Origin of the sequence: Pseudoroseomonas cervicalis ATCC 49957, from assembly GCF_000164635.1 — a bacterium.
Taxonomy (GTDB): Bacteria; Pseudomonadota; Alphaproteobacteria; order Acetobacterales; family Acetobacteraceae; genus Pseudoroseomonas; species Pseudoroseomonas cervicalis.
This window is the reverse complement of record NZ_GG770777.1, coordinates 111,594-127,722: the sequence shown is the minus strand read 5'-3', so window position 1 is coordinate 127,722 and position 16,129 is coordinate 111,594. Positions and strand designations below refer to the sequence as shown.

Here is a 16,129-nt window from a genome sequence, read left to right as displayed (position 1 = left end):
CCCGCCGCGCCGGGCTGGTGGCGCTGGCGCTGTGGCTCTGGCCGGTGGCGCTGCTGCATGGCAGCGGGCTGTTCGGCGACATCGCCTGGTTCTTCGCCCGCATGGCCGTCGTCACCTTCGGCGGCGCCTATGCCGTGCTGGCCTATGTGGCGCAGGAGGCGGTGGAGAAGTTCGGCTGGCTCTCGGCGCCCGCCATGCTGGCCGGGCTGGGCCTGGCCGAGACCACGCCCGGCCCGCTGATCCTGGTGCTGCAATTCGTGGGCTTCATGGCCGGCTGGCCGCATGGGGTGGGAACGGCGCTGGCGGCGGCGCTGCTGACCCTCTGGGTCACCTTCGCCCCCTGCTTCGCCTGGATCTTCCTCGGCGCCCCCTTTGTCGAGCGGTTGCAGGCCCAGCCGCGGCTGCGCGGCGCGCTGGCCGGGGTGACGGCGGCGGTGGTCGGCGTCATCGCCAATCTGGCGCTGTGGTTCGCCATCCGCCTGCTGTTCCAGGAGCGCGCCACCACGCTGCTCGGCCCGCTGCGGCTGGAGCTGCCGGTGCTGTCCAGCCTGGATGGCACGGCGCTGCTCCTGGCGGCTCTGGCGGCGATCGGGCTGTTCCGCTTCCATCTCGGCATCGCCACGCTGCTGGGGCTGGCGGCGCTGGCCGGGCTGGCGCTGCGCGGCATCGGGCTGTGAGGCGGCGGCCCCGGCACTTGCCCCGGGGCGCCGGATCGGCCTAGAGAGGGTTTGTTGCGCTGCGAAAGCGCCCGAGCGGAAGAGCGACCCTGCCGATGTAGGCCCCTGCCAGCCCCGAACTTCGCCCTGCAAGCCGCGCCCTCTGGGCGCGTGTTCCCTGCTGCGCGTGGCTGGCATTCTTCTTCCCGTTGCTCCGGAAAATTCGCTCATGTTCTCACCCGCCCGGCTGCGCGCCGAGTGGTTCGGCAATGTCCGCGCCGATCTCCTCTCCGGCCTCGTCGTCGCCCTCGCCTTGATCCCGGAGGCCATCGCCTTCTCGATCATCGCCGGGGTGGACCCGAAGGTCGGCCTCTACGCCTCCTTCTCCATCGCCGTCATCACCGCCATCGCCGGCGGAAGGCCGGCCATGATCTCGGCCGCCACCGGCGCCATGGCCGTGGTGATGGTCAGCCTGGTGAAGGAGCACGGGCTGCCATACCTCTTCGCCGCCACCATCCTGACCGGGGTGATCCAGATGCTGGCGGGCGCGGCGCGGCTGGGGCGCGTCATGCGCTTCGTCTCGCGCTCGGTGCTGACCGGCTTCGTCAACGCGCTGGCCATCCTGATCTTCATGGCGCAGCTGCCGGAGCTGATCGGCGTGCCCTGGCTGACCTACCCGATGCTGGCGCTGGGGCTGGCCATCATCTACCTGCTGCCGCGGCTGACCACCGCCGTGCCCTCCCCGCTGGTCTGCATCATCGTGCTGACGGCGCTGGCCTGGGCGCTGGGGCTGGAGCTGCGGACGGTGGGCGACATGGGCGCGCTGCCGGATTCCCTGCCCGCCTTCCTGCTGCCCGACGTGCCGCTGACGCTGGAGACGCTGCGCATCATCCTGCCCTATTCCGCCACGCTGGCGGCGGTCGGGCTGCTGGAATCGCTGATGACGGCGGCGGTGGTCGACCAGATGACCGACACCACCAGCCAGCGGAACCGCGAATGCGTGGGCCAGGGGCTGGCGAATTTCGCCACCGGCTTCCTTGGCGGCATGGCCGGCTGCGCGATGATCGGCCAGTCGGTGATCAATGTGCGCTCCGGCGGGCGGACGCGGCTGTCCACCCTGGTCGCCGGCGTGGTGCTGCTGTTCCTGATCCTGGTGCTGGGCGATCTGGTGCGGCGCATCCCGATGGCGGCGCTGGTCGCGGTGATGATCATGGTCTCGATCGGCACCTTCGACTGGGCCTCGCTGCGCACGCTGCTGACGCATCCGCGCAGCTCCTCGGTGGTGATGCTGGCCACCGTCGCCACGGTGCTGGCGACGCATGACCTGGCCCGCGGCGTGCTGGTGGGCGTGCTGCTCTCCGGCATCTTCTTCGCCGGTAAGGTGCGGCGGATGTTCGCGGTGGAGAGCCACCTCTCGGAGGATGGGCGGGAGCGGCGCTACAGCGTGCGCGGCCAGGTCTTCTTCGCCTCGGCCGAGGATTTCTGCGCCGCCTTCGACACGCGGGAGGATGTGGAGCGCGTGGTGATCGATGTCACGCACGCGCATCTCTGGGACATCACCGGCATCCACGCGCTGGACCGGGTGGTGCTGGCGCTGCGCGGGCGTGGCGTGGCGGTGGAGGTCACCGGGCTGAACGAGGCCAGCGCCGCGATGGTCGAGCGGCTGGGCCGGCACGACAAGCCGGGTGCCGCCCTGGCCGCCGGGCATTGAAAACGCGGGCCGGGGGATCGCCCCCGGCCCGCGCGGCGGCTCAGGCCGCCTGGCTCTTCAGCCGCGGCGCGAAGCGCTGGCGGAACTTGGCCAGCTTCGGCGCCACCACGACGCGGCAATAGCCCGCCCAGGGATTGCGGGCGAAATAGTCCTGGTGCTCCGGCTCGGCGACCCAGAAGCGGGCCGGGCCGGTCAGCTCGGTCACCAGCGGCGCCGGCCAGAGCTTTTCCGCCTCGATCTCGGCCATCACCTGGCGGGCCGTCTCGGCCTGCGATTCGTCCTGGGCGATGATGATGCTGCGGTATTGCGGGCCGATATCGGCGCCCTGGCGGTCCTTGGTGGTCGGGTCGTGCAGGGTGAAGAAGACCCGCAGCAGGTCGGCATAGGAGAGCACGGCCGGATCGAAGCGGATCCGCACCACCTCGGCATGGCCGGTGCGCTTGCCGCAGACTTCCTCGTAGCTCGGATTCTCGACATGGCCGCCGGCATAGCCGGACAGCACCTCCTCGACGCCCTGCAGCTGGCGATAGGCGGCATCGATGCACCAGAAGCAGCCACCCCCCAGGATGGCGGTCTCCAGCGTCTGGGTCTGGGACATGATCGGGGGCTCCTTGTCTGTCGGGGGCAGAGATGGGGTGCCGGGGGCGGCTTGCGCAGGGGGCGGGGCAGCGCCACCGTGGCGGGATGAGCCAAGATTTCCCGCCCCGCGACCCGGCCGAGGCCGGCTTCGACCCCGCCGCGCTGCGCGACGCCATCGGCTTCGCCGCGGCGCATGACAGCCCCTTCCCGCGCGACATCCAGGCGCATCTGGAGGCCGGCTATTTCGAGCCGCCGCCGGACAATGAGGTGCTGGGCAACACCGCCCCGCGCGGCGCGCCGAACGGGCTGATCCTGCGGCAGGGCCACCGCGTCGCCGCCTGGGGCGATACGCGCCAGGTGGACATGACCTTCAGCGTTGCCAAGAGCTACCTGGCGCTGCTGGCGGGCCTGGCGCTGGGCGACGGGCTGATCGACAGCCTGGACAGCCCGGTCTCGGCCAGCGTCTCCGACCCCGCCTTCGCCGGCCCGCAGAATGGTGCCATCACCTGGCGGATGCTGCTGCAGCAGACCAGCGAGTGGGAAGGCACGCTGTTCGGCAAGGCCGACCGCATCGACCGCGGCCGCGACCTGAAGCGCGAGGGCACGGGGCCGAAGGGCATCGACCGCCCGCTGCAGGCCCCGGGGACCTACTGGGAATACAATGACGTCCGGGTGAATGCCCTGTCGCTCGGCCTGCTGCACCGTTTCCGCCGGCCGCTGCCGGAGGTGTTCGCCGAGCGCATCATGGCGCCGATCGGCGGCAGCGGCGACATGCGCTGGGAGGGCTACCGCACCAGCTTCGTCGAGATCGACGGGCAGCGCATCCAGTCGGTCTCGGGTGGCGGGCATTGGGGCGGCGGCGTCTTCACCCATGCCGAGGACCAGGCGCGCATCGGCCAGCTGATGCTGCAGGACGGGGTGTGGAACGGAAAGCGCGTGCTGCCGGAAGGCTGGGTCGCCGCCTGCACCGCGCCCTGCGCGCTGAACGGGGATTACGGGCTGCTCTGGTGGCTGAACGGCCAGGGTCGCTATCCGGGCGCCAGCCGCGCCAGCTTCCTGGCCCAGGGCGCGGGCGGCAACATCATCTGGATCGACCCCGACCACGCGCTGGTGGCGGTGTTCCGCTGGCTGGACCCGGCGGCGCTGCCGGAGATGCTGGCCCGCGTCACCGCGTCGCTGCGCGGCTGAAGGCAGGGCGGCCCCGGTTGACGGGGCCGCCCGCCGGGCGGAGTCTGGCGGCCTTCCTCCGCTGCCGGACGCGCGCCCCATGAATGACCAGATCTCCCCTGCTTCCGTCCATGCCGCGACGCTGACGCTGGACACGCATGTCGACATCCCCTGGCCGGAGACGCCCGATCCGCGCGGGGCGACGCAGCGCTGCGTCGACTACCCCAAGATGGCGGCGGGCGGGCTGCGGGCGGTGATCTTCGCCGCCTATCTGCCGCAGGGCCCGCTGACGCCGGAGGGCCACGCGGCGGCCGCCGCGCGCTGCGAGGCGATGCTGCGCGCCATCCGCGCCACCGCCGCCGGCGAGGATCGCCGCATCGTCACCCGCGCCGCCGAGCTGGAGGCCTTGCGCGGCCGCGCCGGCACCGGCGTGCTGCTGGCCGTCGAGAATGGCTATGCGATGGGCGAGGATCTCTCCCGCCTGGCGCTGTGGCGTGGGCTGGGCGCCTGCTACGTCACGCTGACCCATAACGGCCACAACCTGCTGGCGGATTCCGCCATTCCGCGCCCCGATCTGGGCGATGGCCCGGTGCGGCATGGCGGGCTGTCGGCGCTGGGGCGGCAGGCGGTGGCGGAGATGAACGCGCTGGGGCTGCTGGTCGACATCTCGCATGTCGGCAAGGCGGCGATGCTGCAGGCCGTCGAGGTGTCGCGTGCGCCGGTGGTGGCGACGCATACCTGTGTGCGGGCGCTGCGCGACCATCCGCGCAACCTGGATGACGAGCAGATGGATGCGCTGCGCGCCAGCGGGGGTCTCATGCAGATCACCGCCGTGCCGGGTTTCCTGCGCGGGCCGGATGCGGATGGCAAGGTGCGGGCCAGCGTCGCGGACATTGCCGACCATGTCGACTACGCGGTGAAGCGCATCGGCATCGGGCATGTCGGGCTGTCCTCGGATTTCGATGGCGGCGGCGGGGTGCAGGGCTGGATGAGCGCCGCCGACAGCGCCAACCTGACCGCCGAGCTGCTGCGCCGCGGCTACGACGCGGAGGCGGTGGATCTGCTGTGGTCCGGCAATTTTTTACGGGTTATGCGCGCCGCCGAGGCCGTGTCGGCTGCTGGCTGACGCCGGGCGCCAGCGGCGCCCGGCCCTGACAGAAAGAAGATGGGGGTTCCGGGGGAATTCATTCCCCCGGATTTTTTTCAGCCCAGTTCGAAGCTGCAAACGCCGTAAAGCGCCTTGAGGTCGAGCTTTGGGGCGGGTCCTGCATACATGCGCGCCGTCTCGAAGACGGGCGTCATGCCGGCTTCTTCGGCCAGGGCGACGGCCTCCCTGTTGGGCTCGGCGAGGTCGAGGAAGATCGGGCCTTCGGCGTTCGCGATCAGCGCGTTGAAGACCGCGCGGGCGGCGGCGGGGTCGCGGGCGGTGAGCGGGCCGAGCTTGGCGCCCTCGCGGCAGGGGCGCAGCACGCCGAAGGCGCGGCCGGGCAGCATCAGGGCGCGGTGGCCGGGGGCGTGCATCCAGCGATCGAGGAAGGCGCCGCGGTCCTCGGGGAAGACCAGGGCGTCGAGGGGGGCGGCCTCGGCGAGGGTTGCCTGTTGGACCGCGTCGGGCGCGGCGCCGGGGACGGGGCGCGGCGTGGAGGCGGCGTAGCGGATGTTGCGCCAAGCCAGGGCGAAGCCGGAGCGGGCGTAGTTCGCCTGCTGCGCCACCACCCCATCCAGCCCGATGGTCCGGCCCGAGAGGCGATGCATGGCCTCCCGCCACAAAGCGATGCCATGGCCACGGCCACGCCGGTCGGGGCGCATGATGTAGAAGCCGATGAAGCCGTGGCGCTCGCCCTGGCGGATGGCGGAGATGCAGCAGATCGGCGTGCCGTCCTCCAGGCCGAGCAGGAAGCCCTCCGGGTCGGCGGCGTGGAAGGTGGCGGCGTCGTGCAGGCCGGGGTTCCAGCCCTCCGCCGCCGCCCAGTCCAGCAGCAGGGGTATTTCTTCCGGCGTGGCGGGGCGGATGGTCAGGGTCATGCGGCCAGTCTTCTCATCGCGGCGCGGAACTCTGCCGCAAGGGCGGGCGCATGGATATGGCGGCCGTCGCGGACCACGATGCGGCCGCCGGCCACCACCTGGGTCACCGGGTTGCCCTGGCCGCTGAACACCCAGGCATCCAGCAGTTCATCGTCCTGTCGGCCGAACAGCGCGGGGTGGTCGGGGTCCAGCACCACGAGGTCGGCGCGCTGGCCGGGGGCGATGCCGGCGATGGGGCGGCCACTGGCCTGGGCGCCGCCCCGCAGGGCGGCCTCGACCAGATTGCGGCCGGGCCAGGGGTGTTCCGCGTCGGTGGCGACGGAGCGTTCCTGCAGGGCGAGGCGCTGGCTGGTCTCCAGCTGGCGCATCTCGTCGCGGGGCGAGGTGCCGACATGGCTGTCCGTGCCGAAGCCGAGCCGCCCGCCGGCAGCGCGATAGGCCGGCAGGCCGAAGATGCCGTCGCCCAGCGAGGCCTCGGTGCTGGGGCAGAGGCCGGCGACGGCGCCGCTGCGGGCCAGGCTTGTCGCCTCCTGCTCCGTCATGTGGGTGCAGTGGATCAGGCACCAGCGGGCATCGAGCGGCAAATTGTCGAGCAGCCATTGCACCGGGCGGGCGCCGGTGGCGTCCAGGCATTCGGCCACTTCGCGACGCTGCTCGGCGGCGTGGATGTGGATCGGGCCGGCGAATGAGGAGAGCTCGCGCAGCATCTCCGGCGTGACGGCGCGCAGCGAATGCGGGGCGAGGCCGAGGCCGGCCTGCGGGTCACCGGCGATGGCCCCGCGCACGCCCTCGACGATGCGCCAGAAGCCGTCGAGATCGTTGAGGAAGCGGCGCTGCCCCGGCACCGGATCCTTCCCGAAGATGCCGCCATGCCGGTAGAGGCTGGGCAGCAGGGTGATGCCGATGCCGGTGCGGCGCGCCGCCGCCAGATGCCGCAGCGCCATCTCCGCCGGGTCGGCGTAAGGCGTGCCGTCCGGCTGGTGATGCAGATAGTGGAACTCGGCGATGCTGGTGAAGCCCCATTCGAGGCATTCGGCGTAGAGCTGGGCGGCGACGGCCTCGGCATCCTCGGGCGAGAAGCGGCCGACGAAGCGGTACATGGTCTGCCGCCAGGTCCAGAAGGAATCGGCGCCGCCCTCGGCGGTGCGGGCCTCGGGCGGGGAGCGGCGCTCGGCATGGCCGGCCATGGCGCGCTGGAAGGCGTGGGAATGGAGGTTGGGCAGGCCGGGGATGGTGACGCCCGGCAGGCGCTCCGCCCCGTCCGCCGACGCGCCCGGGGTGACGCTGGCGATCGACCCCGTGGCGTCGGTGGCGATGCGCACATCCCGCGCCCAGCCCTGCGGCAGCAGCGCGACGGGGGCGAAGTAGTCGGTCATGGCGGGCCTCCTGCGGGGTCGGTGGTGGCATGGCATCGCGGTTGACGAAACTTGTCAAGACAACCAAACTCAACCCATGCCCAGCGATGACGCCCCTGCCCTGCTGCCCACGCCCAGCCCGGCGACCCCGCGCTACCAGCAGATCAAGGCCTTCATCCTGAGTCGTGTCGCCAGCGGCGAATGGGGGGCGGAGGACCGCGTGCCGTCGGAGAATGAGCTGGTGAAGATGACCGGCGTCTCCCGCGTCACCGTCAACCGCGCGTTGCGGGAGCTGGCGGATGCCGGGCTGCTGGTGCGGGTGCAGGGGGTCGGCACCTTCGTCGCCGGCGCCAAGCCGCAATCCAGCATCCTGGAACTGCGCGACATCGCCGAGGAAATGGCCGAGCGCGGCAGCCGCCACGCCGCCCAGGTGCTGGCGCAGCACGCGATGCGCGCCGATGCGGCGCTGGCCGCGGGCTTCGGCCTGCCGGAGGGGGCGGAGCTGTTCCACTGCCGGCTGGTGCATCGCGAGGATGGCGTGCCCGTCCAGTTCGAGGCGCGCTACGTCAACCCGGTGATCGCGCCGCGTTTCCTGGAGCAGGATTTCACGCGCATCACCCCCTATCGCTATCTGACCTCCTGCGCGCCGCCGGAGCGGGTGGAGCATGTGGTGGAAGCTACCCGCCCCGAGCCCGACATCGCCGCCGCGCTGGACATCCCATCCGACGAACCCTGCCTGCTGATCCACCGCCGGACCTGGTCCTGGCGGGTCGTGGCGACGCGGGCCTTTCTCACCCATCCGGGCACGCGCTACCGCCTCGGCGGCGCGCTCGATTGACCAGCAAGGAGTGGCCTGCATGAGCTTCACCCGCCTGCGCAATGCCCCCGCCATCCGCGCCCCGCGCGGCGCCACGCTGACCGCGAAGCAGTGGACCACGGAAGCGGCGATGCGGATGCTGATGAACAACCTCGACGATGAGGTGGCCGAGCGCCCCGGCGAGCTGGTGGTCTATGGCGGCATCGGCCGCGCCGCGCGCGACTGGCAGAGCTATGAGCGGATCATCGACGTGCTGAAGCGGCTGGAAGAGAACCAGACGCTGCTGGTGCAGTCGGGCAAGCCGGTCGGCGTGTTCGAGACGCACAAGGACGCGCCGCGCGTGCTGATCGCCAATTCCAACCTGGTCCCCGCCTGGGCCAATTGGGAGCATTTTTCCGAGTTGGATCGCGCCGGGCTGATGATGTACGGCCAGATGACGGCCGGCTCCTGGATCTATATCGGCAGCCAGGGCATCGTGCAGGGCACCTATGAGACCTTTGTCGAGGCCGGGCGGCAGCATTTCGGCGGCGACCTCTCCGGCCGCTGGATCCTGACGGCGGGGCTGGGCGGCATGGGCGGCGCGCAGCCGCTGGCCGGCGTGTTCGCGGGGGCCGCGGTGCTGGCGGTGGAATGCCAGCCCAGCCGCATCGAGAAGCGGCTGGAGACGGGCTATCTCGATGCCCGCGCCGACAGCCTCGGCGAGGCGCTGGCGATGATCCAGGACGCCTGCGCGAACCGGAAGGCGATCAGCATCGGCCTGCTGGGCAATGCGGCGGAGATCTTTCCCGAGCTGGTGCGGCGTGGCGTGAAGCCCGACATCGTCACCGACCAGACCAGCGCGCATGACCCGTCGAATGGCTACCTGCCCGCCGGCTGGACGCTGGAGGAATGGGAGGCGAAGCGGCAGAGCGACCCGCGTGCTGTCGCCGCCGCCGCCAAGCGCTCGATGGTCGCGCATGTGCAGGCCATGCTCGACTTCCAGAAGCTGGGCAGCGCCGTGCTCGACTACGGCAACAACATCCGGCAGATGGCCAAGGATGAGGGCCTGGCCAATGCCTTCGACTTCCCGGGCTTCGTGCCGGCCTATATCCGCCCGCTCTTCTGCCGGGGCATCGGGCCGTTCCGCTGGGCCGCGCTGTCGGGCGACCCGGAAGACATCCGCAAGACCGACGCCAAGGTGAAGGAGCTGATCCCGGACGACCAGCACCTGCATCGCTGGCTCGACATGGCGCAGGAAAGAATCCAGTTCCAGGGCCTGCCGGCGCGCATCTGCTGGGTGGGGCTGGGCCAGCGGCACCGGCTCGGCCTCGCCTTCAACGAGATGGTGGCGAAGGGCGAAGTCTCGGCGCCCATCGTCATCGGCCGCGACCATCTCGATTCCGGCTCCGTCGCCTCGCCCAACCGCGAGACGGAGGCGATGCGGGATGGCTCGGACGCCGTCTCCGACTGGCCTTTGCTGAACGCGCTGCTGAACACGGCCTCGGGCGCCACCTGGGTGTCGCTGCATCATGGCGGCGGCGTCGGCATGGGCTATTCGCAGCATGCCGGCATGGTGATCGTCGCCGATGGCACCGAGGACGCGGCGCGCCGCCTGAAGCGCGTGCTGTGGAATGACCCGGCGACGGGTGTGATGCGCCATGCCGATGCCGGCTATGACATCGCCATCGACTGCGCGCGCGAACAGGGCCTCGATCTGCCGATGATCGGGACGCGCTGACCATGGCGAAGCATCTGACCATCGCCCCGGGCCAGGCGGAGCTGGCCCAGCTGCGCGCCATCGCCGAGGGTGCGACGCTCGGCCTGCCGCAAGGCTGGCAGGCGCCGCTGGAGCGCGCCGTGGCGGCGCTGGCCGCGCGCATCGACAGCGGCGAGGCGCTGTATGGCGTCAACACCGGCTTCGGCAAGCTGGCCAGCCAGCGCATCGGCCGTGACGACCTGGCGAAGCTGCAACGCAACCTGCTGCGCAGCCATGCCGCCGGCATCGGCCCCTTCCTGCCCGCCCCCGTGGTGCGGCTGATCCTGGCGCTGAAGGCGCTGTCCCTGGCGCGCGGCGCCTCCGCCGTGCGGCCGGCGGTGGTGGAGGGGCTGCTGGCGCTGCTCAATGCCGGCGTGCTGCCGGCCATCCCGGCCAAGGGCTCGGTCGGCGCCTCGGGCGATCTGGCGCCGCTGGCGCATCTCTCCCTGGTGCTGATCGGCGAGGGCGAGGCCTTTTTCGGGGACGAGGTGTTGCCGGGCGCCGAGGCGCTGCAGCGCGCCGGCCTGGCGCCGCTGGAACTCGGCCCCAAGGAAGGGCTGGCGCTGCTGAACGGCACGCAGGTCTCCACCGCGCTCGCGCTGACCGGACTGTTCGCCGCCGACCGGCTGTGGCGCAGCGGCATCACGGCCGGCGCGCTCAGCACCGATGCGGCGCGCGGCTCCGACACCCCCTTCGATCCGCGCATCCACGCGCTGCGCAACCAGCCGGGGCAGATCGCCGCCGCCGCCGCGCTGCGCGCGCTGCTCTCCGGCAGCGCCATCCGCGACAGCCATCGCGAGGGCGACAGCCGCGTGCAGGACCCCTATTGCCTGCGCTGCCAGCCGCAGGTGATGGGCGCCTGCCTCGACCTGCTGCGCAACGCCGCCGCCACCCTCACGCGCGAGGCCAATGCGGTGACCGACAACCCGCTGGTGACCGAGGAGGGCGAGGTGCTGTCGGGCGGCAATTTCCACGCCGAGCCGGTGGCCTTCGCCGCCGACACCATCGCCCTCGCGCTCGCCGAGATCGGCGCCCTGTCGGAGCGCCGCATCGCCCTGCTGACCGACCCGGTGCTCTCCACCCTGCCCGCCTTCCTGGTGCGCGAGGGCGGGCTGAATTCCGGCTTCATGATCGCCCAGGTGACGGCGGCGGCGCTGGCCAGCGAGAACAAGTCGCTGGCCCATCCGCGCAGCGTCGACAGCCTGCCCACCAGCGCCAACCAGGAGGACCATGTCAGCATGGCCACCGGCGCCGCGCTGCGGCTGGCCGAGATGGCCGACAATGTCGCCGCCATCCTGGCGATCGAGCTGCTGGAGGGCGCGCAGGGGGTGGAGTTCCACCGGCCGCTGACCACCTCCACCCCGCTGGAGGCGGCGCTGCGGGCCGTCCGCGCCGTCGCGGCACCCTGGGAGGAGGATCGCCACATGGCGCCCGACATCGCCGCGGTGAAGCGGCTGGTCGAGCATGGCGCCTTCGCCGGCATCGACCTGCCGGGGAGCCTGTCGGCATGAGTGGCTTCGACCATGTGTGGGAGGAGGCCAACCTCGCCACCATGCAGGGCGACGGGCTCGGGGTGATCGAGGATGGCGCGCTGGCGGTGAAGGATGGCCGCATCGCCTGGGTCGGCCCGCGCGCCGAACTGCCGCGCCATGACGCGCCGGTGACGCGCTGCGGCGGCGCCTGGATCCTGCCCGGGCTGATCGACTGCCACACCCATCTGGTGTTCGGGGCCAACCGCGCCGCCGAGTTCGAGCAGCGGCTGGCGGGCGCCACCTATGAGGAGATCGCCCGCGCGGGAGGCGGCATTTTTTCGAGTGTCCGCGCCACGCGGGCGGCCAGCGAGGCCGAGTTGCTGGAGCAGGCCACGCCGCGCCTGCTCGGGCTGATGGCCGAGGGCGTCACCACGGTCGAGATCAAATCCGGCTACGGGCTCGACCTCGATTCCGAGCTGAAGATGCTGCGCGTCGCCCGCCGCCTGGGTGCCGCGCAGCCGGTGGAGGTGGTGACCAGCCTGCTCGCCGCCCATGCCGTGCCCAGGGATTTTCCGGGCGGCGCCGAGGCCTACACCGATTTCGTCGTGCGGGACGCCATTCCGCTGGCGGCCCAGGCGGGGCTGGCCGATGCGGTGGATGCCTTCTGCGAGCGCATCGCCTTCTCGCCCGGGCAGACGGCGCGGGTCTTCGAGGCGGCGCGGGCGGCCGGCCTGCCGGTGAAGCTGCATGCCGACCAGCTCTCCGATCTCGGCGGCGCGGCGCTGGCGGCGCGCTATGGCGCGCTCTCGGCCGACCATCTGGAATATGCCAGCGCCGAGGGCCTCAAGGCGATGGCGGCAGCCGGCACGGTGGCCGTGCTGCTGCCGGGGGCCACCTACTTCATCCGCGAGGCGAGGCACCCCGACATCGCCGCCATGCGCGCGGCCGGGGTGCGGATGGCGCTGTCCACCGACATGAACCCCGGCTCCTCGCCGGCGCGGTCGCTGCTGCTGATGCTCAACCTGGGCTGCACCCTGTTCCGGCTGACGGTGGCGGAGGCGCTGCGCGGCGTCACCCTGCACGCCGCCGCCGCGCTGGGCCTGGCCGATCGTGGCCTGCTGGAGGTCGGGAAGCGGGCGGATTTCGCCCTCTACGGCATCGGCCGCCCGGCCGAGCTCTGCTACTGGCTGGGCGGGAATCCCTGCCTGTCCCGGGTGGTGGCGGGCCGCCCCGGCTGAGGCCGGGCGCGTGACACAATCGGGACAGGAGGCGGCCCAGGCCCCTGCCCCGACCCCGCGGGAACCGCGCGCCGCCGCGCCAGAGCGATGCGGAATCGGCACGAACTTTCCATTCTGTTCGTCGCCGCCGCGCGGCACGCAAGCATGCGTCGGGGAGACCGGTCCGCACAGCGTGGCTGTTGCGCTGTTCAGCCTTTGGCAAGGCTTTTAACCGCAATTCGGTTAATCACCATATTGCACTGCACCATCAGGAGCTTAGCCACGCCGCGAAGCTTGCAGAGCGCGCATCGGCCACGTATCTGGGCGAAGCGCCGCCGCCAATTTCGCGCGGGGCGGGCAGAATGGAGCAGCCGGATGGTCCAAGGCGCCGAAGCGGGCACCACCAAGCGTCGCGGCAAGGCAAAGGCCCCGCCCAGCAATTCGGGCGGCCTGTCGCAGGAGCAGATGCTGCAGGCCTACCGCGACATGCTGCTGATCCGGCGCTTCGAGGAGAAGGCCGGCCAGCTCTACGGCATGGGCCTGATCGGCGGCTTCTGCCACCTCTATATCGGCCAGGAAGCGGTCGTGGTCGGCATGCAGATGTGCCTGATGCCGGGCGACCAGGTGATCACCTCCTACCGCGACCATGGCCACATGCTGGCCACCGGCATGGAGGCCCGCGGCGTGATGGCGGAGCTGACCGGCCGGGCCGGCGGCTACTCCAAGGGCAAGGGCGGGAGCATGCACATGTTCTCGCGCGAGAAGGGCTTCTTCGGCGGCCATGGCATCGTGGGCGCGCAGGTCAGCCTCGGCGCCGGCCTGGCCTTCGCCAACATGTACAATGACAATGGCAATGTCTGCCTGACCTATTACGGCGACGGCGCGGCCAATCAGGGCCAGGTGTTCGAGAGCTACAACCTCGCCGCCCTGTTCAAGCTGCCGGTCGTGTTCATCATCGAGAACAACAAGTACGGCATGGGCACCAGCGCCGACCGCGCCTCGGCCTCCAAGGACCGCTCCAAGGACGGCACGCCCTGGGGCATCCCGGGCGAGCAGGTGGACGGCATGGATGTCGAGGCGGTGAAGGCCGCCGGCGAGCGCGCCGTCGCCCATTGCCGCGAGGGCAAGGGTCCGTACATCCTCGAGATGAAGACCTACCGCTATCGCGGCCACTCCATGTCCGACCCGGCGAAGTACCGCACGCGGGAGGAGGTGCAGAAGATGCGCGAGCAGCATGACTGCATCGAGACCGCCCGCAAGCGCCTGCTGGAAGGCGGCCTGCCGGAGGATGCGCTGAAGACCGTCGATGACGAGGTGAAGCGCATCGTCGCCGATTCCGCCGAATTCGCCCAGACCTCGCCCGAGCCTGACGAGAGCGAGCTGTGGACCGACGTGCTGCTGGAGGCCCGCTGAACCATGGGTGCCACGATCCTGATGCCCGCCCTCTCCCCCACCATGACCGAGGGGAAGCTGGCGCGCTGGCTGAAGAAGGAAGGCGATGCGGTCAAGGCCGGCGATGTGCTGGCCGAGATCGAGACCGACAAGGCGACCATGGAAGTGGAAGCCGTCGATGAGGGCACGCTGACCAAGATCCTGGTGTCCGAAGGCACCGAGGGCGTCGCGGTCAACTCCGCCATCGCCGAGCTGGATGGCGGCGAGGGCAGCGCCGCCTCCGGCCCGCAGCAGCCCGTCTCCAACGCGACCCGCGCCGGCGGCGAGACCGGCCAGGTGGCGCAGGAGGCCGAGGATTCGGCCGCCATCGCCGCCAAGGGCACCGAGCAGCGCCCCGAGACGGACGCCCAGCCCAAGGCCCCGGCGCAGGAGCCGGAGAAGGATTGGGGCGAGACCAAGAGCATCACCGTGCGCGAGGCGCTGCGCGATGCCATGGCCGCCGAGATGCGCCGCGACGGCAAGGTCTTCCTGATCGGCGAGGAGGTCGCGCAGTACCAGGGCGCCTACAAGGTGTCGCAGGGGCTGCTCGACGAGTTCGGGCCGAAGCGCGTGGTGGACATGCCGATCACCGAGCATGGCTTCACCGGCATGGCGGTGGGCGCGGCCTTCACCGGGCTGAAGCCGATCGTCGAGTTCATGACCTTCAACTTCTCCATGCAGGCGATCGACCAGATCGTGAACAGCGCCGCCAAGACGCTGTACATGTCCGGCGGCCAGCTGGGCTGCCCGATCGTCTTCCGCGGGCCCAACGGCGCCGCGGCGCGCGTCGCGGCGCAGCACAGCCAGTGCTACGCCTCCTGGTACGCGCATGTGCCGGGGCTGAAGGTGGTGGCCCCCTGGTCCTCGGCCGATGCCAAGGGCCTGCTGCGCGCCGCCATCCGCGACCCGAACCCGGTGGTGTTCCTGGAGAACGAGATCCTCTACGGGCAGAGCTTCGAATGCCCGACCGATGAGGATTTCATCCTGCCGATCGGCAAGGCCAAGGTCGAGCGCGCGGGCAAGGATGTCACCATCGTCGCCTTCTCGATCGAGGTCGGGCTGGCGCTGAAGGCGGCCGACAAGCTGGCCGAGCAGGGCATCGATGCCGAGGTCATCAACCTCCGCACCATCCGCCCGCTGGATACCGAGACCATCGTCGCCTCGGTGAAGAAGACCAACCGTCTGGTCACCGTCGAGGAAGGCTGGGCCTTCTCCGGCATCGGTGCCGAGGTGGCGATGCAGGTGATCGAGCACGCCTTCGACCATCTGGACGCGCCGCCGGTGCGGGTCGCCGGCCTCGACGTGCCGATGCCCTACGCCGCCAATCTCGAGAAGCTCGCCCTGCCGACCGTCGAGCATGTGGTCGAGGCTGCCAAAACCGTCACCTACAAGAAGTAAGAGGACGCGGGACCATGGCGACCAACATCCTGATGCCCGCCCTCTCGCCCACCATGACCGAGGGCAACCTCGCCCGGTGGCTGAAGAAGGAAGGCGAGGCGGTCAAGGCCGGCGATGTCATCGCCGAGATCGAGACCGACAAGGCGACGATGGAGTTCGAGGCCGTCGATGAGGGCATCCTCGGCAAGATCCTGGTCGCCGAGGGGACCGAGGGGGTGGCGGTGAACACCCCGATCGGCATCCTGGTCGAGGAAGGCGAGGCGGTGCCGGATGCGGCCGAGGCCAAGCCGGCGCCGAAGGCGGAGGCCCCCAAGGCCGAAGCCAAGCCCGAGGCCCCGAAGGCCGAGGCGCCCAAGCCCGCTGCCACGCCGCAGCCCAAGGCCGAAGGCGGTCGCGTCTTCGCCTCGCCGCTGGCCCGCCGCATGGCGGAGCAGGCGGGGCTGGACCTGTCCGGCATCCAGGGCTCCGGCCCGAATGGCCGCATCGTCAAGGCGGATGTCGAGGCCGCCGCCGGCAAGCCGAAGCAGGCCCCCGCCGCCGCCAAGCCGGAGGCCGCCCCGGCCGCC

14 protein-coding genes are annotated in these 16,129 nt (G+C 71.2%); 11 read left to right on the top strand and 3 right to left on the bottom strand.

The window, feature by feature from the left end; genetic code table 11:
* Window positions 1-677: chromate transporter (locus HMPREF0731_RS00535; protein ID WP_007002015.1), on the top strand; the 677-nt coding region annotated here is incomplete at its 5' end.
* A 208-nt stretch (window positions 678-885) separates the two neighbouring features.
* The gene (locus HMPREF0731_RS00530; protein WP_007002014.1) at window positions 886-2,367 is read left to right on the top strand and encodes a SulP family inorganic anion transporter; all 1,482 of its coding nucleotides are present in this window, start codon (window positions 886-888) and stop codon (window positions 2,365-2,367) included.
* Window positions 2,368-2,407: 40 nt separating this feature from the next.
* Here the strand turns inward: HMPREF0731_RS00530 and msrA are convergent, their stop codons facing one another.
* Window positions 2,408-2,965, bottom strand: a complete 558-nt coding sequence (gene msrA / locus HMPREF0731_RS00525; protein WP_007002013.1) for a peptide-methionine (S)-S-oxide reductase MsrA — start codon at window positions 2,963-2,965, stop codon at window positions 2,408-2,410.
* 86 nt (window positions 2,966-3,051) lie between these two features.
* On the opposite strand from msrA, the gene HMPREF0731_RS00520 reads away from it, so the two are divergent.
* A complete protein-coding gene (locus HMPREF0731_RS00520; RefSeq protein ID WP_040611803.1) occupies window positions 3,052-4,134 on the top strand; it encodes a serine hydrolase domain-containing protein in 1,083 nt (360 codons plus the stop codon).
* Between the two features lie 79 nt (window positions 4,135-4,213).
* Complete coding sequence (locus HMPREF0731_RS00515) at window positions 4,214-5,239, top strand: dipeptidase (protein WP_007002011.1); 1,026 nt, start codon at window positions 4,214-4,216, stop codon at window positions 5,237-5,239.
* A 77-nt stretch (window positions 5,240-5,316) separates the two neighbouring features.
* Here the strand turns inward: HMPREF0731_RS00515 and HMPREF0731_RS00510 are convergent, their stop codons facing one another.
* The gene (locus HMPREF0731_RS00510; RefSeq protein WP_007002010.1) at window positions 5,317-6,138 is read right to left on the bottom strand and encodes a GNAT family N-acetyltransferase; all 822 of its coding nucleotides are present in this window, start codon (window positions 6,136-6,138) and stop codon (window positions 5,317-5,319) included.
* Window positions 6,135-7,514, bottom strand: a complete 1,380-nt coding sequence (locus tag HMPREF0731_RS00505; protein ID WP_007002009.1) for a formimidoylglutamate deiminase — start codon at window positions 7,512-7,514, stop codon at window positions 6,135-6,137. The genes HMPREF0731_RS00510 and HMPREF0731_RS00505 overlap by 4 nt, the downstream gene beginning before the upstream one ends.
* A gap of 76 nt (window positions 7,515-7,590) precedes the next feature.
* Between HMPREF0731_RS00505 and hutC the strand changes: the two genes are divergently transcribed.
* From hutC to HMPREF0731_RS00470, 7 genes are all read left to right on the top strand, one after another.
* Window positions 7,591-8,331 carry a histidine utilization repressor gene (gene hutC / locus HMPREF0731_RS00500; RefSeq protein WP_007002008.1) on the top strand — a complete coding sequence of 247 codons (741 nt, stop codon included), beginning with the start codon at window positions 7,591-7,593 and terminating at the stop codon, window positions 8,329-8,331.
* Between the two features lie 19 nt (window positions 8,332-8,350).
* Window positions 8,351-10,027, top strand: a complete 1,677-nt coding sequence (hutU, locus tag HMPREF0731_RS00495; protein ID WP_007002007.1) for a urocanate hydratase — start codon at window positions 8,351-8,353, stop codon at window positions 10,025-10,027.
* A gap of 2 nt (window positions 10,028-10,029) precedes the next feature.
* The gene (gene hutH, locus HMPREF0731_RS00490; RefSeq protein WP_007002006.1) at window positions 10,030-11,556 is read left to right on the top strand and encodes a histidine ammonia-lyase; all 1,527 of its coding nucleotides are present in this window, start codon (window positions 10,030-10,032) and stop codon (window positions 11,554-11,556) included.
* Window positions 11,553-12,755, top strand: a complete 1,203-nt coding sequence (hutI, locus tag HMPREF0731_RS00485; RefSeq protein ID WP_007002005.1) for an imidazolonepropionase — start codon at window positions 11,553-11,555, stop codon at window positions 12,753-12,755. Before hutH ends, hutI begins: the two co-directional genes overlap by 4 nt.
* Before the next feature lie 354 nt (window positions 12,756-13,109).
* Window positions 13,110-14,147 carry a pyruvate dehydrogenase (acetyl-transferring) E1 component subunit alpha gene (pdhA, locus tag HMPREF0731_RS00480; protein ID WP_007002004.1) on the top strand — a complete coding sequence of 346 codons (1,038 nt, stop codon included), beginning with the start codon at window positions 13,110-13,112 and terminating at the stop codon, window positions 14,145-14,147.
* 3 nt (window positions 14,148-14,150) lie between these two features.
* A complete protein-coding gene (locus HMPREF0731_RS00475) occupies window positions 14,151-15,563 on the top strand; it encodes a pyruvate dehydrogenase complex E1 component subunit beta (RefSeq protein ID WP_007002003.1) in 1,413 nt (470 codons plus the stop codon).
* A gap of 14 nt (window positions 15,564-15,577) precedes the next feature.
* Window positions 15,578-16,129 (top strand): E3 binding domain-containing protein (locus HMPREF0731_RS00470; protein ID WP_007002002.1); only part of this gene is annotated, 552 nt, incomplete at its 3' end.